The organism is Amycolatopsis sp. NPDC043887 (assembly GCF_056435665.1).
Genome location: NZ_JBWKEB010000005.1, coordinates 325,037 through 350,659 on the forward strand (window position 1 = coordinate 325,037; position 25,623 = coordinate 350,659).

At 68.6% G+C, this 25,623-nt stretch carries 25 protein-coding genes and 2 pseudogenes; 10 read left to right on the forward strand and 17 right to left on the reverse strand.

All coding sequences use genetic code 11. The annotated features are described in order from the left end of the window. Positions 1-277: 277 nt before the first annotated feature. On the forward strand, positions 278-1,624 hold the full coding sequence (locus AC069H_RS16065) for an MFS transporter (RefSeq protein ID WP_478232790.1): 1,347 nt from the start codon (positions 278-280) through the stop codon (positions 1,622-1,624). Positions 1,625-1,634: 10 nt separating this feature from the next. Continuing rightward, positions 1,635-2,363 (forward strand): dienelactone hydrolase family protein, encoded by a 729-nt coding sequence (locus tag AC069H_RS16070; protein ID WP_478232791.1) that lies wholly within the window; start codon positions 1,635-1,637, stop codon positions 2,361-2,363. On the opposite strand, the gene AC069H_RS16075 is transcribed toward AC069H_RS16070, so the two are convergent. The 4 genes and pseudogenes from AC069H_RS16075 to AC069H_RS16090 all read right to left on the reverse strand — a co-directional run bounded on the left by AC069H_RS16075 (position 2,350) and on the right by AC069H_RS16090 (position 4,947). Next, positions 2,350-2,583, reverse strand: a complete 234-nt coding sequence (locus AC069H_RS16075) for a DUF6480 family protein (RefSeq protein WP_478228194.1) — start codon at positions 2,581-2,583, stop codon at positions 2,350-2,352. The genes AC069H_RS16070 and AC069H_RS16075 overlap by 14 nt on opposite strands. Before the next feature lie 62 nt (positions 2,584-2,645). After that, entirely contained in the window at positions 2,646-3,587 is a 942-nt protein-coding gene (locus AC069H_RS16080) for a glycoside hydrolase family 43 protein (RefSeq protein WP_478232792.1), read from the reverse strand. A 239-nt stretch (positions 3,588-3,826) separates the two neighbouring features. Continuing rightward, positions 3,827-4,123, reverse strand: coding sequence for an erythromycin esterase family protein (locus tag AC069H_RS16085; protein WP_478232793.1), 297 nt, complete (start codon positions 4,121-4,123; stop codon positions 3,827-3,829). Continuing rightward, a pseudogene (locus AC069H_RS16090) lies at positions 4,101-4,947 on the reverse strand (erythromycin esterase family protein). Before AC069H_RS16090 ends, AC069H_RS16085 begins: the two are co-directional and overlap by 23 nt. A 95-nt stretch (positions 4,948-5,042) precedes the next feature. Here AC069H_RS16090 and AC069H_RS16095 point away from each other — a divergent pair. After that, entirely contained in the window at positions 5,043-5,339 is a 297-nt protein-coding gene (locus tag AC069H_RS16095; protein WP_478232794.1) for a DUF3040 domain-containing protein, read from the forward strand. 8 nt (positions 5,340-5,347) lie between these two features. On the opposite strand, the gene AC069H_RS16100 is transcribed toward AC069H_RS16095, so the two are convergent. From AC069H_RS16100 to AC069H_RS16130, 7 genes and pseudogenes are all read right to left on the reverse strand, one after another. Next, complete coding sequence (locus tag AC069H_RS16100) at positions 5,348-6,274, reverse strand: universal stress protein (RefSeq protein WP_478232795.1); 927 nt, start codon at positions 6,272-6,274, stop codon at positions 5,348-5,350. A gap of 20 nt (positions 6,275-6,294) precedes the next feature. Next, positions 6,295-6,933 (reverse strand): dienelactone hydrolase family protein, encoded by a 639-nt coding sequence (locus AC069H_RS16105; protein ID WP_478232796.1) that lies wholly within the window; start codon positions 6,931-6,933, stop codon positions 6,295-6,297. 80 nt (positions 6,934-7,013) lie between these two features. After that, positions 7,014-7,423 (reverse strand): annotated as a pseudogene (locus AC069H_RS16110) (DUF2267 domain-containing protein). A gap of 17 nt (positions 7,424-7,440) precedes the next feature. Further along, the gene (locus AC069H_RS16115) at positions 7,441-7,932 is read right to left on the reverse strand and encodes a phosphoribosyltransferase family protein (protein ID WP_478232797.1); all 492 of its coding nucleotides are present in this window, start codon (positions 7,930-7,932) and stop codon (positions 7,441-7,443) included. Between the two features lie 126 nt (positions 7,933-8,058). Further along, a complete protein-coding gene (locus tag AC069H_RS16120; protein WP_478232798.1) occupies positions 8,059-8,388 on the reverse strand; it encodes a DUF8129 domain-containing protein in 330 nt (109 codons plus the stop codon). A gap of 55 nt (positions 8,389-8,443) precedes the next feature. After that, positions 8,444-9,538 (reverse strand): M20 family metallopeptidase, encoded by a 1,095-nt coding sequence (locus AC069H_RS16125; protein WP_478232934.1) that lies wholly within the window; start codon positions 9,536-9,538, stop codon positions 8,444-8,446. A gap of 50 nt (positions 9,539-9,588) precedes the next feature. After that, positions 9,589-11,097: an AbgT family transporter gene (locus AC069H_RS16130; protein WP_478232935.1), complete on the reverse strand. Its 1,509-nt coding sequence runs from the start codon at positions 11,095-11,097 to the stop codon at positions 9,589-9,591. A gap of 159 nt (positions 11,098-11,256) precedes the next feature. Between AC069H_RS16130 and AC069H_RS16135 the strand changes: the two genes are divergently transcribed. Next, positions 11,257-12,255 (forward strand): Lrp/AsnC family transcriptional regulator, encoded by a 999-nt coding sequence (locus AC069H_RS16135; RefSeq protein WP_478232799.1) that lies wholly within the window; start codon positions 11,257-11,259, stop codon positions 12,253-12,255. Here AC069H_RS16135 and AC069H_RS16140 read toward each other — a convergent pair. From AC069H_RS16140 to AC069H_RS16150, 3 genes are all read right to left on the reverse strand, one after another. After that, positions 12,236-13,267: a TolB-like translocation protein gene (locus AC069H_RS16140; protein WP_478228186.1), complete on the reverse strand. Its 1,032-nt coding sequence runs from the start codon at positions 13,265-13,267 to the stop codon at positions 12,236-12,238. The two genes, AC069H_RS16135 and AC069H_RS16140, sit on opposite strands and share 20 nt — an antisense overlap. A 16-nt stretch (positions 13,268-13,283) precedes the next feature. Then, entirely contained in the window at positions 13,284-14,843 is a 1,560-nt protein-coding gene (locus AC069H_RS16145) for a discoidin domain-containing protein (protein WP_478232936.1), read from the reverse strand. A gap of 419 nt (positions 14,844-15,262) precedes the next feature. Next, complete coding sequence (locus tag AC069H_RS16150; RefSeq protein WP_478232800.1) at positions 15,263-16,831, reverse strand: discoidin domain-containing protein; 1,569 nt, start codon at positions 16,829-16,831, stop codon at positions 15,263-15,265. 175 nt (positions 16,832-17,006) lie between these two features. Between AC069H_RS16150 and AC069H_RS16155 the strand changes: the two genes are divergently transcribed. The 5 genes from AC069H_RS16155 (at position 17,007) to AC069H_RS16175 (ending at position 21,156) form a co-directional block, all read left to right on the forward strand. Further along, positions 17,007-18,542: a PucR family transcriptional regulator gene (locus AC069H_RS16155; protein ID WP_478232801.1), complete on the forward strand. Its 1,536-nt coding sequence runs from the start codon at positions 17,007-17,009 to the stop codon at positions 18,540-18,542. Positions 18,543-18,651: 109 nt separating this feature from the next. After that, positions 18,652-19,917, forward strand: coding sequence for an NAD(P)/FAD-dependent oxidoreductase (locus AC069H_RS16160; RefSeq protein WP_478232802.1), 1,266 nt, complete (start codon positions 18,652-18,654; stop codon positions 19,915-19,917). Beyond that, positions 19,914-20,084, forward strand: a complete 171-nt coding sequence (locus AC069H_RS16165) for a transposase (protein WP_478228182.1) — start codon at positions 19,914-19,916, stop codon at positions 20,082-20,084. The genes AC069H_RS16160 and AC069H_RS16165 overlap by 4 nt, the downstream gene beginning before the upstream one ends. Before the next feature lie 88 nt (positions 20,085-20,172). Continuing rightward, the gene (locus AC069H_RS16170; RefSeq protein WP_478232803.1) at positions 20,173-20,631 is read left to right on the forward strand and encodes a GreA/GreB family elongation factor; all 459 of its coding nucleotides are present in this window, start codon (positions 20,173-20,175) and stop codon (positions 20,629-20,631) included. A gap of 81 nt (positions 20,632-20,712) precedes the next feature. Next, positions 20,713-21,156 carry a DUF6389 family protein gene (locus AC069H_RS16175; RefSeq protein WP_478232804.1) on the forward strand — a complete coding sequence of 148 codons (444 nt, stop codon included), beginning with the start codon at positions 20,713-20,715 and terminating at the stop codon, positions 21,154-21,156. Between the two features lie 76 nt (positions 21,157-21,232). On the opposite strand, the gene AC069H_RS16180 is transcribed toward AC069H_RS16175, so the two are convergent. From AC069H_RS16180 to AC069H_RS16190, 3 genes are read right to left on the reverse strand one after another with little or no spacing between them, the layout of a single operon-like run. Then, entirely contained in the window at positions 21,233-23,410 is a 2,178-nt protein-coding gene (locus tag AC069H_RS16180; protein ID WP_478232805.1) for a xanthine dehydrogenase family protein molybdopterin-binding subunit, read from the reverse strand. Continuing rightward, complete coding sequence (locus AC069H_RS16185) at positions 23,407-24,369, reverse strand: FAD binding domain-containing protein (protein WP_478228178.1); 963 nt, start codon at positions 24,367-24,369, stop codon at positions 23,407-23,409. Before AC069H_RS16185 ends, AC069H_RS16180 begins: the two co-directional genes overlap by 4 nt. After that, positions 24,356-24,808, reverse strand: a complete 453-nt coding sequence (locus tag AC069H_RS16190; protein WP_478232806.1) for a (2Fe-2S)-binding protein — start codon at positions 24,806-24,808, stop codon at positions 24,356-24,358. The genes AC069H_RS16185 and AC069H_RS16190 overlap by 14 nt, the downstream gene beginning before the upstream one ends. Positions 24,809-25,030: 222 nt before the next feature. Here AC069H_RS16190 and AC069H_RS16195 point away from each other — a divergent pair, with 222 nt between their 5' ends. Beyond that, entirely contained in the window at positions 25,031-25,606 is a 576-nt protein-coding gene (locus tag AC069H_RS16195; RefSeq protein ID WP_478228176.1) for a TetR/AcrR family transcriptional regulator, read from the forward strand. Positions 25,607-25,623: the final 17 nt, after the last annotated feature.

Here is a 25,623-nt window from a genome sequence, read left to right on the forward strand (position 1 = left end):
GGGCCTTCATGTACTTCGGGCGGCATCGGCGCTCCGGTACCGAGCCCACCGAACGCCTCGTGAGTGGCGATTCGGGTCAGAACACGAATCGCCACTCACGACGGTCCAGCGAGCGTGTTGCGGGACCGGGCGCATCCCCACCCACTCAAGCTATGCCCATTTAGACATGGCAGACCGCCAATTCGGCATTTGTGGCCTATGCCTCACGGTGTCAGGCTTCTGCCCAATCGCCAGCAGCCGCGATCGGCTGTCGCCCGAGTCGATTGGGTTTTCGCAGATGAACGCACCCGCGCCCCGCAAGATCGCCGCCGCCACGCTCGCCGGGACCACCCTCGAGTGGTACGACTTCTTCCTCTACGGCACCGCGTCCGCGCTGATCTTCAACAAGCAGTTCTTCCCCTCGCTGAGCCCCACGGTCGGCACCCTCGCCGCGTTCAGCACCTTCGCCGTCGGGTTCATCGCCCGCCCGCTCGGCGGTCTGGTGTTCGGCCACTTCGGCGACCGGATCGGCCGCAAGTCCACGCTGGTGGTGTCGCTGATGTTGATGGGCGTCGGCTCCACGTTGATCGGGTTGATCCCGAACTACGAGGCGATCGGCATCTGGGCGCCGATCCTGCTGGTCGCGATGCGGATCGTGCAGGGCATCGGGCTCGGCGGCGAAGGCGCGGGAGCGACCCTGATGTCGATGGAACACGCGCCCGCCGATCAACGGAACCGGTATGCCGGCTTCCCGCAGATGGGCACGCCCGCCGGTCTGGTGCTGGCGAATCTGCTGTTCCTCGGTAGCAGTGCGCTGATGCCCGCGAGCGCGTTCGCCGCGTGGGGCTGGCGAATCCCGTTCCTCCTGAGCTTCGTACTGGTCGCGATCGGCCTGATGATCCGGCTGAGGATCACCGAATCACCGTCGTTCACCCGGGCGGCTCAGGACGACAAGGTGGTCCGGTTCCCGCTCGGCGCGGCACTCAAGGTCGGCTTCGGCAGGCTCGCGCTCACCTTGCTGGTCGGCGTGGCGAACTCGGCGGTCGCCTACGTGTTCATGGTCTTCACCCTGTCCTACGGAACCCAGAACCTCCACTACGACCGGCAGTTCCTGATCCTGTCGGTGACCGGATCGGCCGTGCTGTGGTTCGCCACCATTCCGATCTGGACCCGGATCGCCGACCGCCACGGCAGGCGCACCATGTTCGTCGCCGGGTCGGCCGCGCTCCTGCTGTGGTGCCTCGCGTTCTTCCCGTTGCTGAACACCGGGAACACCGTTCTCGCGATGCTCGCGCTGGCGGGTATGGGCCTGGTCGTCCCGATCACCCACTGCGTGCAGGGCGCGATCATCGCGGACACCTTCCCGGTCAACGTCCGGTTCTCCGGTATGTCCCTGCTGCTGCAGGGCGGTGCGATCCTCGGCGGCGGGCTCGCTCCGATGATCGCCACCGCGGTGCTCAACGCCACCGGCTCGACCGCCGGCATCACCTGGTACCTGGCCGCGATCTGCGGCGTCAGCATGATCAGCGCGATGGCTCTGTTCCGCCTGATCCCTTCTCGCGCCGAGGAATCCACAGTGGACGGACCGCACGACGTGGTTCCGCTGTCCGTGAACACCCGCCCGGCCGGGTCCGGCGATCATTAGAGTCCGGTTCATGCCGGTCACCACACGCACGGTCGAGTACCCCGCCGACGGACTGACGATGGTCGGGCACCTCGCGCTCCCTACCGGTGCCGACCGCCGTCCCGCGGTCCTGATCGGGCCGGAAGGACCGGGGCTGAACGATTTCCAGCGACGCCGGGCCGACGCTCTCGCCGGGTTGGGGTACGTGGCGCTGGCCTTCGACATCAACGGCGGGCGCTGGTTCTCGGACCCCGAAGAGATGCTGGCGTACGTGATGCCCCTGCTCGCCGACCCGGACCGGATGCGGGAGATCGGCCACGCGGCCCTCGACGTGCTGCGGTCGGAGCCGCGGGCCGACCCGGACAGGATCGCCGCCATCGGCTACGGCACCGGCGGCGCGATCGCGCTGGAACTCGGCAGGGACGGTGTCGACCTGCGCGTGATCGGGACGGTCAACGCACTGACCACGGGCCGTCCGGGCGACGCGACGCGTATCCGCTGCCCGGTCTGGGCCGGGGTCGGATCCGAAGACCCGATCATGCCGCCCGCGCAGCGGGAGGCGTTCACCGCGGAAATGCAGGAGGCGGGCGTCGACTGGCGGCTCGTGGTCTACGGCGGCGCCCAGCACGCCTTCCATCACCCCACGGTCGACCACACCGTGCTCCCCGGCGTCGCCTACCACGCGCGGCATGCGGAACGGGCGTGGCTCGACGTCGTCGGCCTGCTCGACGAATGCCTGCCCGTGGTCAGCCCAGCTTGAGCCATCCCAGCGCCAGCGCGACGACGAACCCGCTCGCCAGGACGACGAGAACACCGATGAGGATCAGCCAGGCGACAGGCATCGCCTTGGAGGGCATCGGCTGCGGATGCGATAGCCCTGACGTCTGAGCCGAGTCGGGCGGCGTGTCGCCCGGTGCGACACCACCTCCTGGTTCGCGGTGTGTTTTCTCGGGTTCCGGGTCGGGCGGCTGGGCTGTCATCGCCGGTGCTCCTTCGGTCGGTCTCACCGTGCGGATACCCGAACGCCGGCGATGAAACCTTCTCAGCCGAGCTGGGGAACATCGTTCGGGAATCCGATGGGCAGCTGGTACATCCCGCGGGCGGTGCGGCCACCCCCGAGCCAGCCGTGGAAGTGGATATGGCCGTCGACGACGTCAGCCCCGCCCGGTGCGTCGACCTTGCCGCCGAGCAGATCGGTGGACAGGAACGGTGTACCGGCTTTCACGAACGGCCCGCTCAGCGCGGGCGCGGAGGCATATCCCGTGTGGTAGCCGGAACTTTGGAACGTGTCGGCGGAGTAGAACAACAAGTACCGGCTCGCCGTCTTCACCACCGACGGTGCTTCGACGACCGCGTTCTCCGACGCGAGATCGGCGCGCAGGAGCTCGATCCGCGGACCGTCCGGTGTCCGCCCGTCGGCGAGCAGTTTCTGTGACCAGATCGCGGCAGGCGGACCGACCGCCGCGCCGTCACTCTTGTAGATCAGGTACCGCGAGCCGTCCGAGTCCACAAAGGTCTGCGGGTCGATGTCACCGCCGTCGCCGGGGACGCAGATCAGTGGACCGTCTCCGGCAGGCGTGTACGGCCCTTCGGCCTTCGCGGCGGTCGCGACGCCGATGCACATCTCCCCTCCGGGAGCCACCGCCGCCGAAAAGTAGAGCAGGAACGTACCGTCGGAAAGCCGGGTCACATCGGGAGCCCAGAACCCGCTGTCCGGTTTCGCCCACCGCGGTGCGGCCGCGAGAGCGTCACCGGCCACCCGCCACGGACCTTCCGGGGCCGGAGCGTGCGCATAGGGCACTTTCACCGCACCGGTGCTCGTGGAGAAGGCGAAGTAGCCGGAGTCGGTTTTGACGATGTCGGGGTCCGGGAAGTCCTGTCCGATGAGCAGCCTCGGTGTGCCGATGGCGGAGGCCGGAGGCGAGCTGAGAAGTGTCGCGGCCATGACCGCGGCGAGGGTCAAGAGGCGATGCATGAACTTCATGACCGATTCTGTCGACGTGACGACGCGGTCGGCAGCGTCACCGGGGCCCTGCCACCGGGAAGCGTGTACTTGGTCGTTCACCCGGTCCCGCGGGATTCATCCGCGGGACTTCGGGTAGTCGGCGCGATCCGTGATCGTAAGCATATGCGTATCATGAGCGCTGACCAGCCAGGTCGCGGAGTTCTCCGGGAGACGTGCTCAGCCGCGAGTGGCCGACCGCTGGTTGAGAGAGCTTCCCGTCATTCCGCGAACGGATACGTCTCCAGTTCACCGTCGACAGGCTCGAGCCGATGCAGAGGATGGACCGCGTCGGTGTGGTCGCAATGAAGGAACACGTCGTATCGGCGGCCGAGAATCGTGGGTACGTAGTTGCCTGCCCATTCTCTGAGCGGGCGGTAGACGACGCCGATCGCCCGATGTCCGCGAACCTGTCCGGCCCATGAGTCACCCGGCACGACGAAGACCGCGTCGTCGTCCGGAACAGCCTGATGCAGCAAGTCCTCGACGCTCCCGTCACGGGCTTCCGGCACCGGCATCCGACGCACCGGCCCGCCCCGGAAGTTCGACGCGATCACCCTCCCCCCGATGGGTGCCGAACCCGATGAGCACGACGTCGTCGGCGGTGTGCCGTTCACGGGCCAGCTGCCCGAGGTTCACCATCCCCGCGGCCGCCATGTCGGTCGCCCGGGCATCACCGACATGTGTGTTGTGCGCCCACACCACGGCTTTCGCCTTCGGCCCATAGGTGGCCATCAGGCGGTCGAGGGTGTCGGCCATATGGTGATCGCGGAGGTTCCAGGACCGGCCGCCGCCGCGCATCATCTCCCGGTAATACCGCTCCGCGCCGGCGACCACTTCGGCGTTTTGCCAGGCGAAGAAGGACTCGTCCAGCCCAGGCAACGAGCTTTCGTCGAGAACGGGACGCAACTCGGCGAGCATGCGGGCGACGTCGCTCACAGGTCTCGGGCACGACCCGGGTCGCGAACGCGTAGTCCTGAGGGTCGGCGTAGGGCTCGAAACACCGGGGCGCCGCCAATGCGGTGTCCACGCTGCGGGGTTCGTGGGCCCGCAGGTAGTCCAGCACGGCGTGCAGCGACTCCCACAGGCTGTAGACGTCGAGACCGTGAAAGCCGGCCGGTCGCCGTCGTGAAGTGTTGAACCCGCGCAGCCACCGGGCGAATCCGGCCACTTCCTCGTTCGCCCACATCCATCGTGGCCACCGGTCGAACTCCCCCCAGCACCTCGGCCGGATCGTCCGCCGTACCCGGAGCGCCTGCCACGCAGCAGTGCAGCCGATGGCAGTCCGGCCAGTCACCTTCCACGGCCACGCCGCCCGCCTTGCCTCCGACACCGGGTCCATGGCGTTCGGCTACCCGGAAGCCGACGCCGCGAACCGGCCTGTTTGTTCCGGGCCTCGACGGGTACGCGCGGGTACACGACGACAAAGGAGGCATCGTGCTACGCCGAGACCGCCGCGTCCTGCAGAAGATCGAGGAAGACCTGACCGCGAGCGATCCCGACCTCGTGGCGGCCTTCGACCAGGTGAAGCGTCCGGCGAGCGTCCAGACCTGGTGGGCCGTGCTCGTCGTCGCCGAAGTCACCGCGATCCTCATGATCATGGTGGGTCTCTTCAGCGACAGGGGTTTGGTGTTCCTGGGCGGAGTCGCCGCCGCGAGCGCGCTCGTGTGGACGCACAACACCTTCCGGACGAAGCCGGCCGACTCCGCGGATCGAAGTGGTTCCGAGCCCTGACACCGGTCTCAGTCCTTGTGGTGACGGACCACGGCGACGGGACAGGGCGCGTGGTGAACCATGGCCCGGCTGACCGATCCGAGCAGAGCACGGCGGAGCGGTCCGCGTCCATGACTGCCGACGACGAGCAGCGCGGCACACTCGGCTTGCTCCGCCAGCGCATGAGCGGGCCGGTCCACGGCGATCACCCGGTGGACGGGGACGTCCGGATACCGTTCCCGATATCCGGCCAGCGATTCGTCGAGCAGGGGCTTTCCCCGTTCCTCGATGATCTCCCTGTCGTGCTCGGTAGGACTCACCGCCATCGCTTCGAGCGGAAGATCGGACCAGACGTGCAAGGCCACCAGCACGCAGCCGTGCCGGTCGGCGAAGTCGTAGGCGAACCCGATGGCCCCCACACTGGTCTCGGATCCGTCGACGCCGACCACGACCTTCCGATCGCAGTCCGCCGGCGGTTCGTCACCGGCTCGTACCACCACGATGGGCCGGTGGTAGTCGTGCAGGAGTTCGTTGGCCGTCGACCCGACCAGGAGCCTCGGCAGCGCGGTGAGCCCCGACGACCCGATGACCAGCAGATCCGCGTTCTCCGCGGCACGGGCTAGCGCGTCGGGTGCGCGGCCGGACAACAGCCGGGTCGAAACGGCCAGATCCGGCCATGCTCGGCGGCATTCCTGCGCGATGTCGCCGAGCATGGCTTCGGCGTGCCGCTGTGCTGTTTCCTGACCTGCTTCGAGAAACCCCGGCCGCGGCCACGCCCCGCCACCCGGGACCGCCTCGGGTACGGACGGGAACCCGACGACGTGGGCTACGACCAATCCACAGCCGCGGGCAGCGGCTTCCCCCGCGGCCCAGCGCACGGCCTTCCGTGCTTCTTCGGAGCCGTCGTAGCCGGTTACGACGGCTCCCTTGTCCATTGTGGATTCCGGTGCTGACATCACTACTCACGTCCTGCCGGTCATGGCAAGTGCCGGTCGAACCAGTCCGTCGCCAGCCTCGCCACTTCGGCCAGCGCTCCCGGTTCTTCGAACAGATGGGTGGCCCCGGCCACGACCTCGATGCGGTTCGGCGCGACGAGTCGCCCGGCGGCGAGCCGGTTCAGCTCCAGGACCGGATGGTCAAGGCCGCCGACGATCAGCAGCGTCGGAGCTCTCACCTCGGTCAAGGCGCCGCTCGCCAGGTCCGGCCTGCCACCACGGGACACCACGGCACGAACGGGTTTCTCCCTGGCCGCGGCGATCAGCGCCGCCGCGGCACCCGTACTGGCACCGAACAACCCGATCGGCAAGCCGCGGACCACCTCGTGGTGCCCGATCTCGTTCACCGCGGTGACCACTCGGTCGGCGAGGAGCGGAATGTCGAAGCGCAACTCGCCGGTGCTCCGGTCGGCGCGTTCCTCGTCCTCGGTCAGCAGATCCAGCAACAGCGTGGCGAACCGGTTGTCCTGCAGCACTCCGGCCACCGCACGATTACGGCCGCTGTGCCGCGAGCTTCCCGATCCGTGCGCGAAGACCACGATCCCGCGGGGGTCGCCGGGGACCACCAGGTCACCGGACAGCGCCACCCCGGCGGAATCGATGACGACCGGAACGGTCATGGCGTCACTCCCAAACCGCGCGGGCCTTGACAACGCCAGGACTACCACGTTCGGCGGCCACCGAAACCTCGAAGCGCCGCCTACTCCAAGGCCCCGCTCGATCCGGCGTCGACCAGTGACCGCAGGTCGTCGGGCAACGATTCCCGGATCTTGTCCATGCTGCCGCCCGTGGTGGCCTCGCCGAGGACTTCGAGCACGACCCGGGATCGGTAGGTGGCCTGGGGTTCGTCGGTGTGGCCACGCTGTGCCCCCCGCCGGATGAACTCGTCACGGCCGAACCGCTCACCGCTGCCGGTACCCGCCATCGTGATCGTGCGGTTCAGGTGCTCACCGATCTCCTGAGGCAGCTGAGAAGCCAGGTTCGCCGCCAGCGGTTCGGGAATCCATTCACCGAGCGTCGGCAGGTCGCGCGCGTCGCCCCCGCCGCTTCACCGCGGTCGGACAGCTTCGCCCGGTTCTGCACCTGGCCGATGAATTCGTCGTGCCGCATTGTCCGTCTCACTCCTTTCAGTGCCGGTTTCCCGATGCCGCCTCGAGCAGCGAGACGACTTCCTCGTCGCTGGTCTGAGAGAAGTCCTCGTACCACTGACCGACCGCCTTGAACCGCTCCGGTTCGACCACACAGAGGACGTCGTCCGCCTCGTCGCGCAGCATCTCGGGCGCCCGGACGGCGCACACCGGAGCGGCGAACACCAACCGGCGCGGTTCCGCCTGACGCAGGGCTCGCAGCGCGGCCGTCGCCGTGACACCGGTGGCCAGCCCGTCGTCCACCAGCAGGACGTCCCGGCCGCACGCCGCGATCGGCCCACGATCGCCCTGATAGCGACGGAGGCGGCGGCGGGCCTCCGCCTCGCGGGCGACTTCCGCGGCGACCGGCACACCGCCCCTTGTCAGCCCGAGCACCACGGGATCGGGCCAATCCGGCCGCCCGATCAGGCGGGCCGACTGCCGTCCGGCCATCCGCCGGTCGGCGAACGCGCGATACGTGACTGAAGACATGACTTCGACCTGACCGCGCGAGTTCGTGACATCGATACCGGAACTGCGGGCTCAGGCGTCGAACACCTCCTCCACCAGGGCGTAACCCACCAGCGGAACGGGCAAACGAGGTCCGGCCGCTTTCGGTCAGGGGCGTCCCCGCAACGCTGTCTGGTCCGACTGTCCGTGCCTCAGCGGAGTGCTCGGTTCCGCCGCGGTGACTTCCCGAACCGGCGAACCTCCGCGTCCGCCGGAAACCTCGGGCGTGACATCCTGGTTCCCTCTGGAAGACTCGGCATCGGCGACGACCTCGTCGAGACGGACCTGCAGCAATTCGAGGACCCGAGTACGCCCACCGTGTTCCTGCTCGTAGTCGATCAGTTCGCGCAGCTGTGGTCCCGTCAACGCACGGATGCGGTGCTGAAGCGTCCCCGCGGGCAGTTCGTCGTAATTCGCCAACGGCAAGTGGTCGGCCATCGTGACCTCCTTTCGGCAGCTCCGGGGATACCCCCGCGGGAGGCGGGCAAACTCGTCAGGCGAGTGCCGCGATCAGCCCGATCGTCAGCGCCGTCCGTTCCGGGATGTGCCTCACGAGGATGTGTTCGTCGCGCGCGTGGGCGCCGCCTCCGACCGCACCGAGCCCGTCGAGCACCGGGCGGCCCAGCGCGGACACGAAGTTGCCGTCGCTCGCCCCTCCCACCGCGGTCTCCTCCAGCTCCCAGCCCTCTTCGGCGGCCACCTTCCGAGCGGTCGCGAACAGCGCCCGCGACGGGTCGTTCGGCGTCATCGGTGGTCGATTCCACTCCCCTTCGACCGAGACGGTCACGCGAGGATCGGCGGCCTCCAGGCCGGCGAACACCTTGTCTATCCGGTCCATTTCGGACGGTTCGGCGACGCGGATGTCGACGCCGCAGCTCGCGCCGCCCGCGGTGACGTTACGACCGGTACCGCCGGAGATGGTGCCGACGTTGACCGTGGTCCCGTGTTCACGCGAGCCCGCAGCCGCCAGCTGTCCGACGATCTCGGCGAGGGCGTGGATCGCGCTCGCTCCCGCGTACGGGTCCAGGCCCGCATGCGCCTCGACGCCGGTGGCGGTCACGTCGAACAGGCCGACCCCCTTGCGCGCGGTCTTCAGCTTGCCGTCCAGTGACGCCTCGAAGACAAGCGTGGCCAGCGCGCCTTCACTGGCCGCTTCGATGTACGGCCGCGAGTGGGGGCTGCCGATCTCCTCGTCGCCGTTGAAGAGGAACTTGACCGACGGATGCGGAAGGCCGAGTTCGCGGAGGCCTCGCAAGGCCCAGACCGACTGCACCAAGCCGAGTTTCATGTCGAACGCGCCCGGCCCGGTGACGCGGGCGTCCTCGTCGGTGTACGGCCATCCGGCGAGCGTGCCGGTCGGCCAGACCGTGTCGTAGTGGCTCAGCAGCAGCACCGTTCCCGGCGCCGTCCCCGCATAGCTCAGTTCGAGCACGTCGCCGCGGACCGTGTCGGTGTGGCGGGCCTCGGCATCGGGTGCGCCGAGGCGGTCGAAGACCCAGGCCCGGATCGTGTCGAGGCCTTTGTCCAGCATCGGCTTGTCGTAGCTGTGCGTCTCCAGTTCGACGATCGTCCGCAGATCGTCGAGCATGGCCGGCAGTGCCTGGCGGGACCAATCCGTGTGTGACAAGAGGATCCTTTCTACCGAACAGGGGCACCGGGGCCGAGCGGGATGCCGAACACCCAGAACACGAAGAACAGCAACGTCCACACCACCAGCAGGGCGAACGAGAGCGGGACCGTCATCGAGAACAGCGTGCCGATCCCCGCCGAACGCCGATAACGCTGCAGGAAACCCAGCGCCATCACGAAGTACGGGCTCATCGGGGTGATCGCGTTCGTGCACGAGTCCGCGATGCGGTACAGCGCCTGCGTGGTCTCCGGCGGGATGTCCAGCAGCATCAGCATCGGCACGAACACCGGGCCGATCAGCGCCCATTGGGCGGAGCCGCTGGTGACGACCAGGTTCACCAGGGTCACCACGACGAGGATGCCCAGCATGATGACCGGTCCGGAGACGCCGGCGGATTTGAGCAGACCGGCGCCGTTGATCGCGGTGATCTCGCCGATACCGGTCCACTTGAAGTAGGCCAGGAACTGGGAGATGGCGAAGAACAGCACCAGGATCGGCGCCATCTCGCGGAATCCGTGTGCCATGAACCCCGGGATGTCGCGGCTGCTGGTCACCGTCCCGGCGACCTTTCCGTAGGCCCAGCCCGCCGCGAGGAAACCCAGCGCGAGGAAGATCGAGATGGAAGTCAGCAACGGTGACTCGATGATGCTTCCGCCCTTGCCGCGTAACGGCGACGACGCGGGCAGCACCGCCAGCACGAGGGCGATCACGAAGACGGCCAGCGCGATGAGCGCGGCGAGCAGGCCCCGTCGTTCCTGGCGGCTGAGCTGGAGCGAGCCGAGATCGTCCTCCTCCGCGTCGTCGTCGACGGGCATCGCCTCGGCGCGCCGCGCCAGGACCTTCTCGGTCACGAGCGTGATCACCGCGGCCAGCACGACCGACGAGGCGAGCGAGAAGAAGTAGTTGGCCAGTGGCGTGACCGAATAGGCCGGATCGATCGTCTGCGCCGCCGCCGTGGTCAGCCCGGACAGGATGGCGTCGGTCGGCGTGATCAGCGGGCTCGCGTCGTACCCGGCGGAGATGGATACGAACGCGACCACGATACCCAGGATCGGGCTGCGCCCCACCGCGCGGAAGGCCAAGGCCCCCAACGGGATCAGCACCACGTAGGCCGCGTCGGAAGCGACGTGGGACACCATTCCGGTGAATGCCAGCGCGAAGGTCACCCACCGCGGCGAGACCTTCGAAACACCGGACCGGAGCACGGCCGCGAGCAGACCGGACCTCTCGGCGACCGCCACGCCGAGCATCACCACGAGGATCGTGCCCAGCGGCGGGAAGGACGTGTAGCTCTTGACCGCGTCGGTCACCATCATCCGCACGCCGTCTGAGGACAACAGGTTCTTCGCCTCGACGGTCTTGCCCGTTGCCGGGTTCACCGCGGACACCCCGGCCGCGCTGAGCCCCCAGCTGGCCAGAGCCAGCACTGCGCTCAGGATGACGAAGAGCCAGAACGGGTGCGGCAGCTTGTTGCCGAGCCGCTCGACGCCGTCGAGCGCGCGCAGCAGGAGGTTCATCGGACGTGAGGTCGTTCTGGCCTGGCTGGAACTCACCGGCGCGGCTCCTTCCTGATCGGAGGCCCATTACAAACTCAAGCGAACGAATAGTGCAACCCTGAACTGTATTCCGCACGGATCAGTCACATGGGCGCGCCGGATGACTGATATATTCACCCCATGCTGACCGAACCCGAGCTGGACCTGATCGCGGCGCTCCAGATCGCCCCGCGCGCCTCGGTTGCCACGCTCGCCGAGGCGCTCGACGTCTCCGCCAGCACGGTGGGACGACGGCTGGTCCGCCTCGATGAACAGCGGATCCTCCGGGTGATCGGCCAGGTCGAGTGGACGGCGAGGGCTCGCGGGAACCCGCGGCATGTCTGGGTCACGACCGAACCGGGCGCGTCCGGTTCGGCGGCGAAGGCGCTCGCGCGGTTTCCCGAGGTCCAGCTCGCGGCGGAGACGGCGGGCCGGTCGGACGTCTACCTGGCCGTGCACGTTCCGGACCGAGCCGAGGCACGCGAACTGCTCGCCGAGCGCATCCCCGGGGTGCCGGGCGTGGCGGGGACCCATTCGGAACTGGTGCTGCGGGCGCTGACCAGGGCCGACTCCTGGCGTCTGCACCGGCTGAGCGAAGAGCAGCAGAAGATCTTGTCCCGCGATCAGGTGATACCGGCCGCGCCGGACGGATTCGACGCCGACGAGGTGGGCTCGGACGAGCGGCGGCTCATCGGGCTGCTGGCGGGGAACGGGCGGATCACCGCGGCCGAAGCGGGCCGGAGCCTCGGCCTCAGCCAGTCCACCGCCTACCGGCTGATCCAGTCGACGTTGCGGCGCGGCATCGTCCGGCCACGCGTCGAGGTGGAACCCGCGCAGCTCGGCTACGAACTGGAGGCGGTCATCGCGCTGACCATCACCCCGGGCGCCATCCAGGCCGTGGCCCGGGAATTGGCGCGGCATCCGTCGGCGCGGTACGTGTCGATCGTCGCCGGCACCGCTTCGGTCATCCACCAGGGCGTGTTCCGGAACGAGGACGAAATGGCCGACTTCCTCACCAGGGACCTCGCTCCCTTACCCGGGATCACCGCACTGCAGGTCTCCGTGGTGTTGCGCATGCTGCGCCGGTACTGGCTGTACCGGGAGGACGGGAGATTCGCCGTTATCGACGAGCCGTCGTGACCGACGGCGACGACGCCAGGGGGACCAGAAGGCGCGGTGATCCGGTGCCGTCGGCGGGCACGGACCAGATGTCGCTTTCCTTGCCGTCCCCGCGCGGCAGGCCGTAGGCGATCGTGTCGTTGTCGAGCCAGACCACCTGGTCGTCGATGCTGCGCGCCTCCGCGAGCGGGGTCTCCCGCATCGTGGTCAGGTCCAGCACATGCTCCCGCCAAGGCCGGACGTCGCCGTCGGCCACGCGTTTCTTGAACGCGAGTTTCGTGCCGTCCGGCGACAACGACGGACATTCCGCGTTCTCCCGCAGGGTGCGCGCCTTCCACGCCTCGTTGTCGCCCTCCACGAGATAGGTCCGCCCGCCGGTGGCGACCGTGGCGAAGAACGTCCGCTCGTCGGTGGCGAACGTGACACCCCAGTAGTTGACGTCCTCGCCCCGGTGGACCGCGTCCCCGATCCGCAGCGGGATGCCCTCGATATTGCTCGAAAGCTCGTTCCGTTCGCGATCCATGATGGCCGTTCGCGTCGAGAAGGTGCCGGGCGTCGAATACGAGTCACCGGTGACGAAGGTGGTCCAGCTCCCCATCCGGCCACCGGGTGAGAGTTTCGCGCGGTTGGGGATGCCGGGGACGTCGACGCGCTTGACCTCGCCGAGCGCGGAGTCGACGAATTTGGCGACCGCGCCCGGCAGCGGCGTGGGTTCCTTCGCCAGGCACAGGCCGCCGTCGACCGCCGTGTAGAACCGTTCGCAGCCGAGTGAACTGATCCGTCGCGGGCCCCCGGGTTCGAAAACGGGGACCGACGCGACGTTCCCGTACCCCGGCCCCGGCGCGCCGTTGCGGAACAGCAGCCTCCCCGGCTCGCTCAGTACGACCCGCCCCGAGGAATCCACCGCGACCGCCGCGTCGGCCGTCCGCCGCTCGGGGCTGTTCGCCTTGGCCTGCACCACGTACACCACCGAGGCGGCGGCGAGCGCGGCGACACCCGCCAGCGCCACGACGAACTTCACCGGGAGCTTCATTCTGTCCCCTTTCCTGTCACCGGCAGGTGTACGGGCCCGCTTTGTCGAGCAGTTCCCCGTTGGTGCCGATGATCTCCCAGGAATAGGTCTTCCCCTTGAGCACCAGCTTCATCACCCCGTGCTTGCCTAGGATCTTCTCCACGCCTTCACGGGCCTTGTAATCGAGATAGAGACTGTCTCCGCCGATACCGGCGATGACCGACCGCATACCGTTGGCCTCGTCGACATGCCCGTTGACGTCCAGCGGCTTCGTCCGCTCGTAATGGTGATCGTGCCCGGCGAACACTACGTCCGCCTTCGCCCTGGCCAGCTCGTTCCACAACGGCGCGATACTCTTCGCGTCGCCGGAATTCCCCGAGTTGAAGCGCGGGTGGTGCCAGTATCCGGCGATACAGGACTTCTTCGTTTTCGCCAGATCCTTGCGCAGCCACGCCACCTGCTCGGCGCCCCCGCCGTTGTACACCGGGTCCGAATCGAGCGCGACGAAGTGGAAGGCGCCGACGTCGAAGCTGTAGTATGGCTTCCCCTTCGGTGTCGCGATCTTCCCGAAGTACTGCTTGTATCCCGCCAGCTCGTTGTTCCACTCGTGGTTGCCCGGCGTGGGTTTGGTGATCTTCTTGAACTTGCCCCAGGTCTTGTCGTAATAGGTCCGGAACTCCTCGATGGTGCCGTCGACGTATTGGTTGTCGCCGACCGTCAGCACGTACCGGGGGTTGATCTTGCTCACCAGCTCCGCCGTCCGCTGGTGCTCGGACGGCAGCTCCGCCTTGGCGATGTCGCCGGCGAGCGCGATGACGATGCCGTCGGACGCCGTCGGCCGGGTGGACGCCTTCACCGGCTCGGTCGATCCGGACAGGTTCCCCGCCGCGTCGCGCGCCCGCACCGCGTACTGGAAGTCGAAGCCCGACGCCAGCGACGTGTCGGTGTAGGAAGTCGTCGTGGACCGGCCGATGACGTTGCCGTTGCGCAGGACTTCGTACTCGGTGACCCCGACGTTGTCGGTGGACGCGGTCCAGCCGAGCGTGATGCTTTCGGTGGTGGACGACGTCTGCCGGAGCCCGGTCGGCACCGACGGCGGCTGGATGTCGCCGTCACCGGTCCGGACGCCGTAGACCTCCAGCTCCCACAGCGAGTACCCGTAAACGGTCGCCCGCGCCGTGCCGAAGATCCGGACGTGCCTGGCCGAGGTGTTCAGCCCGGTGAACTCGTCGAGGCCGCCGTCGCTGCCCACCACGGTTTTCACGTCGCGCCAGTTCTGGCCGTCGTCGGACGCCTGGACCTGATAGTCCTTCGCGTGGGCTGATTCCCAGAAGACCTTGATCCGGCTGATGTCCGCCGGACCGCCGAGGTCGACCGCGATCCACTGTGGATCGCCCTCCAGACTGGCCCAACGGGTCGTCGAATCGCCGTCGACGGCGAGCGCGCCACTGAAACCCTCACTCTCCACGGTGGAGGTCGTGGTGCGTTTGCCGACCGACAGCAGGGATTCCGCCGGTCCGGCCGCGGCGCTGGAAGCGATCACGGGCTGAGCGAGCAGGACGATCGCCGCAATCGCGGCGGTGCCCGGCTTCACCATTCGATTCACCTGTACTCCTGGATGGACTTAAGGCGTGTTTCATGTTGAGGGGTAAGCAATGTGTCATGTCTTGACTAGGGGCTACCGATGGCGAGTCGGTGGTGGAGCCTGGCGCGTTCTTGACCATCCACAAGGGACGCCGGCCAGGCAGTAATGTTCGTTTTGGACACTTTGCGCGGGGTCGTGAGTGGTAATGAGCGTTCTAACCGTCATTATCACTCACGACCTCGCTCGAAAACCGCACATTCATACACGAACAAGACATATCACCGTCCGAAAGTGTCCCTTGTGGACACTTAACGCCCGGCGGGCTCCAGTGGTCAGTCCGAAACTCGCCACGTTCGCCCTTCGGCTCGATAGCCCGAATCGCCACTCACGACACCGGGTCCGGTGCCGCGTTCGGCACCGGACCACGGCGATCAGCGGCAGGTGTACGGTCCCGCCTTGTCGAGCACATTCCCGTTGGTGTCGTGGATTTCCCAGGAGTAGGACTTCCCGTTCAGCATCAGCTTCATCACCCCGTGCTTGGCGAGGATCTTCTCGACCCCTTCACGCGCCCTGTAGTCCGTGTAGAGGTAGTCGCCACCGATGCCGGCGATGACCGAGCGGACGCCGTTGGCCTCGTCGACGTGGCCGTTGACGTCCAGCGGCTTCGTCCGCTCGTAGTGATGATCGTGTCCGGTGATCACCATGTCCGCCTTCGCGTTGGCCATCTCGTTCCACAGCGGCGCCATCTGCCTCTTGTCCCCGGAGTTCCCCGAGTTGAAGCGCGGGTGGTGCCAGTACCCGATGACGCAGGACTTCGTGTTCTTCGCCAGGTCGTTGCGCAGCCAGGTCACCTGGTCGGACCCACCGCCGGTGTAGATCGGGTTCGAGTCCATCGCGACGAAGTGGAAGTCACCGATGTCGTAGCTGTAGTACGGCAAACCCTGCGGGTACGCGATCGCGCCGAAGTACTCCTTGTAGCCCCTGAGCTGGTCGTCCCATTCGTGGTTGCCCGTTGTGGGCTTGGTGATGCTCTTGAACTTGCCCCACGTCTTGTCGTAGTGCGAGCGGTATTCGGAGATGGTGCCCTTGTGGTACTGGTTGTCGCCGACGGTCAGCACGTACTTCGGGTTGATTCTGGCGACCTGGTTCGCGGTCCCCTGGTGCGTGGAGAAGAGCTCCGGGTTGGCGATGTCACCCGCGAGCGCGAGGGTGACGGGGCCGGTGCCGCCCGGCTGGGTCGCGGCCCTGATCACCGGACTCGCCGCGGAGACGTTGCCCGCCGCGTCCCGTGCCCGCACGGAGTAGCCGAACTCCACTCCGGACGCCAGGCCGCTGTCGGTGTAGGTGGTCGTCGCCGTGGTCCCGACGACATTCCCGTCGCGGAGCACCTCGTACTCGGTGACCCCGACGTTGTCGGTGGACGCGGTCCAGCCGAGGGTGACGCTGTCCGTCGTGGTGGCGTTCGTGGCGAGACCCGTGGGCACCGTCGGCGCCTGCGTGTCACCGCCGCCGACGCGATCACCGTAGATTTCCAGCTCCCACAACGAGTAGCCGTAGGTCGTGCCGCGAGCCGTGCCGTGGACGCGGATGTGGCGTGCGGTGGCGTTGAGGCCGAGGTGTTCGTCGATGCCGCCGTCGCCGTCGACGACGGACTTGATGTCGGTCCAGGTCCTGCCGTCGGCCGAGCCCTGGATCTTGTACGTCTTGGCGTAGGCGACTTCCCAGTTCAGTCTGACCTTGGTGACGGTCGCGGTGGCGCCGAGGTCGACGGCGATCCATTGCGGATCGACCATCTCCTCGCTCGCCCACCGGGTCGTGGCGTTGCCGTCGACGGCGTTGGCGCCGCCGAACTCGACGCCCTCGACCGACGAGGTCGTGGTCGGTTTACCCCCGGACAGCAGTGATTCCGCTTGCGCGGTGGTACCCGACGAGATCAAGGTCTGCCCCAGCAGGGCCAGCGTCGCCACCGCGACACCGGCCAGGGGTGTTCTCCGTTTCATGCGAACTCCTCGACGTTGCGGAGTCGGCGAGTACCGGCGGTGGGCGGCGACTTGTCAGCCGGAGTCGCTTTAGTTAAGTAAGTTTCCTAACGATTGCAGTGTAAAAGGTTCCTAAACTCACAGTCAACGGGTGAACGCGTCGTGCCCGGCACCATTTGATGGCAGGGTCGCGGCCATGGTGACGCTGGATCGGCTCGTGAACGTCTTGGGTGGGTACGGGGCACGGCTGTGGTGCTGCCCGGTGTCGCGCGAGGCGGCCTTGCGCGATGTGGTGATGCACGACGCCGCCGACCCCCGCGACCTGCGCGGGGACGTGTACCTCGCCGTCGGGACGGACTCCGTCGCGACGGCCGTCGAGCTGGCCGCGGCGGCACGGGCATCGGTCGTCCTGGTCCGCGGGTCGGCGGCCGATCCCGCGGCGGCCGAACGTGCGGAGCGCGGCGGCGTCGCGGTGCTGCTGGTGGAGCCGGATGTGTCCTGGGGTCAGCTCGCCGGCGTCGTCTACGGCCTCGTCCTGGAAGGCCGCGAAACCGAATCGGGACGCGGTCCGACCGATCTGTTCGCGCTGGCCGACAGCCTAGCGGACGCGCTCGGCAGCGCGGTGACCATCGAGGACCGCCTCTCCCGGGTCCTGGCCTACTCCAGCCGGCAGCACCTGGCCGACCGGGCGCGATTGGAGACGATCCTCGGCAGGCGGGTACCGGAACCGGTCCGCGAACTGTTCGAACGGCGCGGCGTGTTCGCGCATCTCGCGGAATCCGACGAGCCGCTGTTCGTCGAAGCCGATCCCGAACACGGACTGACCGGGCGCATGGTCGTCGCGGTCCGCGCGGGCCGGGAGCTACTGGGCTCGATCTGGGTGGAATGCGACCGGCCGTTGACCGACGCGCGGCGCGCGGTCCTGCGGGACAGCTCGCGCACCGTCGGCCTGCACCTCCTGCGGTCTCGGGCGAGCGCGGACCTGGAGCGGCAGGTCGAGTCCGATCTCGTGATCCGGCTGGTGGAGGGAACGCCGGACGCCGCCGCCGTGCTCAGCAGGCTCGGCCTGCCTCCCGGCCGGTTCCGGGTGATCGCGCTCCAGGCCCATATCGGCGACGAGCGTCACGCCGCGCTCCTGCTCGCGTTCGAGCGGGCGACGACGGGTTTCGGCTGGTCACGGCCCGGCCGCAGCACGTTGTTCAGCAACACCGTCTACACGGTCCTGCCCGGGGACGACGTCGGGGCGGCCAGGGCATGGGTGCGTTCGATCCGCGAGGCGCTGCCCCGGCAGGTGACGATGCTGGCCGGGATCGGTGCGGGCGCGGCGTCGGCCGAACTGCCGGCCAGCAGGCTGGAAGCGGACGAATGCCTTGCGTTGCACGCTGTGCGGCCGGGCACGAAATCCGCGATCGCCTACGACGAGGCCTGGGACGACATCCTCGTGCAACGGCTGCGAGCCGCCGCGGCGTCCGGCAGGGCTCCGGCCCGCGGCCCGATCACCGAGTTGCGGGGGCACGACAGTGCCAACGCCACCAGTTACGTCGCGACGTTGCGTGCCTGGCTCGAGGCACAGGGGGATCTCGCGGAGGCCGCCGAGCGGCTGGAAGTCCACCCGAACACGATCCGCTACCGGCTCCGGAAGATGGCGGAGGTGACCGAACTCCGCCTCGACCAGCCCGCGAAACGGCTGGCGATGATCATCGAGCTGGCCGTGTCCGATCCGGCCCCTTGACCGTTCCGGCCAAACCGACCCGCCCGGATTGTCGGAACCGGACAATCTCCACCGTCCGGATCCGAGCCATCCTGACCGCGACAGCACCACTCGTGCAGCGGAGGAATTCATGGGCGAGCTCGACCGGATCGACGGCGGCCCGCGTTCGGCGATCGTGATCGGAGCCGGCGTGGTCGGCCTGTCGACCGCGTGGTTCCTGCAAGAACGTGGCGTCGGCGTCACGGTGCTGGATCGCGAAGGCATCGCGGCGGGAGCGTCATGGGGCAATGCCGGCTGGCTCTCCCCTGGCCTCGCGATCCCGCTCAACGATCCCGGCGTCCTTCGCTACGGGCTGCGTACCCTGCTGGACCGGCAGGCACCGCTGCACGTCCCGCCGTCCCCCGATCCGCGGCTGTGGTCGTTCCTCGCCCGCTTCGCCGCGAACTGCACCGGGCGATCGTGGACTCGCGCGGTCGAAGCGAACTCGCCCCTGAACGAAGAGTGCCTGGAAGCCTTCGGCGTCCTCACCGCGAACGGGGTGGACGCGCCGACCATCGAAGCGCCGATCACGGCGGCGTTCGAGACCGCGGACCAGGCCTCGGCGCTGATCTCCGAACTGCGGCGCGTCGCGGAGACGGGTCAGGACATCTCCTGGACACGACTCACCGCGGCCGATCTCGCCGAGCGGTTCCCCCAGGCCACGGCCCGGCTCGGCGCCGCCGTCCGGATCGACGGTCAGCGCTACGTGGACCCTGGCCGGTTCGTCGAGTCGCTCGCACGGGCGGTGGTCGGCCGGGGCGGCACGATCCGCCACAAGTTCGAGGTCGCCTCCCTGCGCGCGCACCGGCACGCGCTGAGCGTGCGCTCGAAGACCGGCCAGACGGTGAACGCCAACGCGGTCGTGCTGGCGACCGGGGACTGGCTGGGTGACCTGGGCCGGAAGTGGGGAGTCAAGATCCCCGTCCGCGCCGGACGCGGCTACTCCTTCACCGTGCCGACTGACCGCCCGGTGCCCGGCCCGCTCTACCTGCCGGACATCCGTGTGGCGTGCACGCCGTACCGGGACGGCCTCCGTGTGGCCGGGACGATGGAGTTCCGGAAGCCGGACGCGCCGCTGGATCCGGCCCGGATCGCCGCGATCATCGCGTCAGCACGGCCCTTCCTCACCGGCCTGGACTGGGAGGGGCACACCGACGAATGGGTCGGCTCCCGCCCGGTCACCACCGACGGGCGGCACGTGATCGGCGCGACGAGCACCCCGGGGCTCTACGTCGCCGGCGGGCACGGGATGTGGGGACTGACCCACGGCCCGATCACCGGACGACTCCTGGCCGAGCACATCACCACCGGCAAACAACCTGAGGCCCTGCGCCCCTTCGACCCGCTTCGCCGATGACTCCGGACAACGAAACGCCGCCGGCCGAACAGTCCGAAGTGGACCGTCTTCGCGCCGAGAACGCCCTCCTCCGCGCCGAGAAGGACCTTCTGCTGAAGGCCGCGATCGGGTTCGCCACCGACGCCGGCGTCTTCCGGCACAAGTCACCCGAACCCGAGGCCCGCTGACCGACGCGGGCTTCACCGAAGGTCTGTGGGGGCGGGCCGTTTCCGCGCCCGGCCCCCACAGACGTATCCCCGAAAGGCGATCACCATCATGTCCACCGTCTCGTCAGGCCCTTGGCTGACCCCGGAAGCGCACGCGCGCCTGGTGCGGGAACTCGCCACGTTGCGGCGCCCCGGCACCGGCGACCGGTACGGTGACGACGAAATCGCGCACAACACCCACCGGCAGGCCCGGATCCGGCAGATCGAGGACATGCTGCGCGGCGCCGTCGTCGGACAGGATCCTCCCGACGACGGGATCGCCGAGCCCGGCATGGTGCTCACCGTCCGGTACGACGACGGCGACACCGAGACCTTCCTGCTCGGCACGCGGGACGAGGCAGGCCACGGCGCACTCGAGGTCTACTCCCCCGACTCCCCGCTCGGCCGCGCGCTTCACGGCGCGCAACCGGGCGAGAGGCGGGAGTATCGCGTGCCCAGCGGCGGGGCGGTGGGCGTCACGCTTATCGACGCCAAGCCTTACGGGCGCCATCGCGCGACCGCGCACTGACGGACCGGCGATGCGGAGTTCCGGGGTCATGAGTGACAAGGGGCGCTAGTGCGGTCACACGGGCGCGCTAAATTGTCCTGTGTGGACCAGGAAGAGTACCGCCGGAGACTGCGCCGCGTGGTCGACGCGCATTCCGAAGACGTCGCCACGCGGCTGAGGAGGATCGTCGAGGCGATCGGGGACACCGTCGAAAGCCTGCAGATCGAGGTCTTCCCCGACCAGGACGGCGAGGGCACCTTCGACGTCTGGGCCCGGTTCGAAGGCCGGGATTCCTACGTGCTGAACAAACCGATCGACGAACACCGCCATCTGTTCGGCGTCGTCCACCACGAAACAGGCTGGGAACCCGACGTACCGCCGCTTCCGCGAGGGCTCTCGGCGGACCTCGTCGTCGACACGGCCGCCGACTGGATCGACTCGGTGTGGACCCGGACGGTCAGCCGGCCGCTGTCGATTCCGGTGGAGGTGTCCTCCCCGGACGGTTACGGCACGGCCACCCCGATACCGCGGGTACGCCCGATGTGACGTGGCTCAGTGACCTTGGCGACCGTCGCGTTCGTGGAGATCCGGGACGTCACGTGTCCCGAATCTCCACGATCTCCTAGGACTCGTCGAGGAGGTCCTCGATGAGGATGGGGATGTGCCGGACCCGGATGCCGGTGGCGTTGTGGACGGCGTTCGCGACGGCCGCCGCCATCCCGACGATGCCGATCTCGCCCAGCCCCTTCGCGCCGACCGAGTTGTGCAGGGTGTCCGGATACTCGAGGAAGTGGACGTCGACCTCGGGGATGTCCGCGTTCACCGGGATCAGGTAGCTCGCGAAGTCACCGTTGGCGAACCGCCCGTTCTCCTCGACCTCCAACCCCTCGTGCAGGGCTGCCGAAACACCCCAGATCATGCCTCCGAGGATCTGGCTCCGAGCCGCCACGGGGTTGATGATCCGGCCGGCGTCGAACACCCCGAGCATGCGGGACACCCGGATCTCGCGGGTCCACTTGTGCACGCGGACTTCGCAGAACTGCGCACCGAACGAGCTGAACGAATGTTTCGTCAGCTCCTCGCCGGGAGCCGAGGAACCGGTCACGGACAACGAGTGTCGGCCCAGTGCCCGCAACAGTTCCCCGAAGGACATCGTCCGGTCTCCAGCCAGCACCCGGCCGTCCGCGTAGGAGACGTCCATGCCGTCGAACGGCGCGCCCGGTGCCGACGCCAGTGCGAGCAGCTCGTCGATCGCCTTGGCCGCGGCGATCATGATGGCCGTGCCCGCGCTCGCGGTAGCCGTGGAACCGCCGGACATGCCTCCGGGCGGCAGGGTCGAATCGCCGAGCCGCGGCACCACCCGGTCCGGCGGGATGTCCAGCGACTCCCCGCCCACCAGCGAAAGCACGGTCAGCAGGCCCGTCCCGGGGTCCGCCCCGCTGGTCTCGACGACCGCCGTGTCGTCGGGCAGCAGGGTGATCCCGACCGTGGCCGGGAACCGCAGCGCGGGGAACATGGCGGTGGCCGTGCCCATGCCCACGAGCCAGTCGCCGTCCGTGCGCCCGTGGGGCGCGCGATCCGCCCAGCCGAATCGCGCCGCGCCGACGCGGAAACATTCGTCGAGGTGTTTGCTCGACCACTGCAGATCCTTGCCGGGCGGAGCGGTCGAATTGTTCCGCTGCCGCAGCTCGATCGGGTCCATGCCCAGCGCGACCGCGAGTTCGTCGATCGCGCTCTCCAGCGCGAAGGATCCCGGTGCCTCACCCGGCGCCCGCATGAAGGTGGTCGGCGGGATGTTGAGCGGCACCATCTTCTGGCTGATGGCCAGGTTCCGGGTGGCGTACCACTCGCGCGACGTGCCGTGTGACGTCGGCTCGACGAACGACCGGTCCAGGGGCGTGCTGCACCACGAATCGTGCCGCAGCGCGTTCAGCGTGCCGTCGTGCTCCGCGCCGAGGGCGATCTTCTGCACCGTCGCGGCGCGGCCCGCGGTCGCGGTGAAGACCTGCTCCCGGCCGAGCACGGCTTTCACCGGCCTGCCCAGCACCCTGGCCGCCGCCGCGGCGAGGAACGCCGGGGTGGACGTGCGGCCCTTGCCCCCGAACGCGCCGCCGACGAAGGGATTCACCGCGTGCACCTCGGACGGCTTCGTGTCCAGCGCCATCGCCAGCTCCGCCGCCTGGAGGTCGGATCCCTGGTTGCCGCTGTGGATCGTCAGGCCGTCGGGCCCCCACACCGCGACCGCGGAATGCGGTTCCATCGCGGCGTGGTGCTGAGGCGCGGTGGTGTACGTGGCTTCGACGACCACCGGGCTCTCGGCGAGCGCGTCCTCGATGGACTCGACACCCGGGGCGAGCACGGCGAGGGCCGACGGGCCACCGTCTCTCGCGGCGGGCGGCTCTTCGGCCGAGGCGAGGCCGTCCTCCAAGGACGTCTGGGCCGGCCTGGTCAGGTAGGAGACCTCGACCAGCATCGCCGCGTCGCGCGCCTGCTCATAGGTCTCGGCGACCACGAACCCGATCGGCTGGCCGTAGTAGGTGACTTCCTTGTCCTGCAACGGAACCCAAGTCTCGCCCATGAACGGCGTGGCCGGAGTGCGCAGTTCCAGCGGATCGAATGGCGTGTACACGCCGACCACGCCGGGCGCGCCCTTCGCCGCCGTGACGTCCATCGTGTCGATCTCGCCGTGGGCGATCGTGCTGAGCACGACGTAACCGTGGACGAGTCCGGGGAAAGTGTGGTCCGCCCCGTACTCGGCCCGGCCGGTGACCTTCAGCGGCCCGTCCACCCTGCTGGTCATGAGCGGCTCCCCTCGGTCAGTTCGAGCAGCGCGCGGACGATGGTCCGCCGCAGCAGCGACGTCTTGAATCCGTTCGCGGCCAACGGGCGTGTGCCCTCGGCGGCGAGTGCCGCGGCGTCTTCGAAGGCGGCGACCGTCGCGGGTGCACCCCGCAAGGCCTCCTCGACCGCGGGCAGCCGCCACGGCACGGTGGCCACGCCGCCTGCCGCGATCCGGGCGTCGACGACGCGCGAGTCTTCCACCCGCAGCGCGACCGCCGCGGAGCACAGCGCGAACTCGTAGGACTGCCTGTCCCGCACCTTGACGTAGGTGGAGTTCGACGCCCAGTCCAGCCGCGGGACTTCGACCTCGGCGATCAGTTCGCCGGGCCGCAGGTCGTTCTCGAGCTCAGGAGTGTCGCCGGGCAGGCGATAGAAGGAGCCCAGCTCGACGGTGCGGCTCCCGGTCTCGCTGACCAGGCGAAGCCGCGCATCGAGGGCGACCAGTGCGACGGCGACGTCGCTGGCGTGGGTCGCCACGCACGAATCGCTCGTGCCCAGCACCGCGTGCATCCGGTTGGCGCCCGATATCGCCGGGCAGCCGCTGCCGGGGATTCGCCGGTTGCACGGCATGGCGACGTCGCGGAAGTACGAGCAGCGCGTGCGCTGCATGAGGTTTCCGCCGATGCTGGCCATGTTCCGGATCTGCTGGGAGGCGCTGAGCAGCAGCGCACGGGAGATCGCCGGGTACACCCCGGGATGTCCGGCGATGTCGGCCATGCGCTCCAGCGCCCCGAAGCGGAGCCCGTCGGTGGTGTCGATGCCACGCAGCGGTACCGCGTTGATGTCCAGCACCTGCGGTGGTGTCAGGACATTGAGCTTCATCAGGTCGACGAGTGTGGTCCCGCCCGCCAGGAACGTGCCGGACGAGCCGACCGCGTCTTCGACGGTCTCGGGTGCGAGCAGCTCAAAGGGACGCATCGGCTCTCCTCGCCTGCTCGACCGCGGCGACGATGTTCGGGTACGCCGCGCATCGGCAGAGATTGCCGGACATGAACTCCCGGACGTCCTCGACGCCTTGCTCGACGGCGGCGACGGCCGACATGATCTGCCCGGACGTGCAGAATCCGCACTGCAGGGCGTCCTGATCGACGAACGCCTGCTGAACCGGATGCAGCACGTCCTCTGTGGACAGTGCTTCGACCGTGGTCACCGGCTGCTTCACGGTGGCGGCCAAGGTCAGGCAGGAGAGCACCGGACGGCCGCCGACGTGCACCGTGCAGGCTCCGCACTGCCCTCTGTCACAGCCCTTCTTCGGGCCCGTGACGGCGAGCCGCTCCCGCAGCGCGTCGAGCAGGGTCACCCCGGGATCAACCCCGAGATGTTCCGTCCTGCCATTGACTTCGAGTGAGATGTCCACTGGATCTCTTTCCGCAGATCGTCCGGGCCGGGCCCGACGGCGTAGGTTGAGGTGGTGGGAAGTCCGTTCGCGAAGTGAAGCGGATATTCATCCGCTTCGATTTCCAAGCTAGCGGATTACAATCCGCTCGGCAAGGTCGATGCTCGCCCTGGAGCCGCTCCAGGTCCGACGGGTTCCTCGGCTACATTCACCGGAGAACGAGGTCGGCGGACAGGAGGGACCATGACGACGGGATCGGTCAATCCCCGGCGTGCGGACACCCGCCGCAACCACGAGCGCATCCTCGCCACCGCGGCGAAATCGCTGGCCTGTTCCGGCGAAGTCTCGTTCAACGCCATCGCAAAGGAGGCCGAGGTCGGCGTCGGCACGGTGTACCGGCACTTCCCCACGCCGGAGGCCCTCATCCTGGCGGTGTACCGGCGTGAGGTGCGCCAGCTCGTCGAGATCGTGCCGAGCCTGCTCGAGAAGTACGCACCGGAGCAGGCGTTCCGCGTGTGGACGACCGACCACCTGGCGCACTACATGATGACCAAACGCGGCCTGGCCGACGCCCTGCGCGCCGCGACCGCCTCACGCGGCGAGCTGCCCGCGGGGGCCTACCAGGACATGGTCGGCGCGGTTTCCACCTTGCTGCAGGCCAACATCGACGCCGGCACCGTGCGCGCGGGCCTGGAGCCCGAGACCGTCCTACGTGGACTGGGCGGACTGCTGTACCTCGACCCGAAGGGCGAATGGCGGCGCGACGTCGCGAGCCTGCTCGACCTGCTGTGGCGCGGGATGGGCACCGGCCGGGCCTGACGCGCGACCTGCACCCC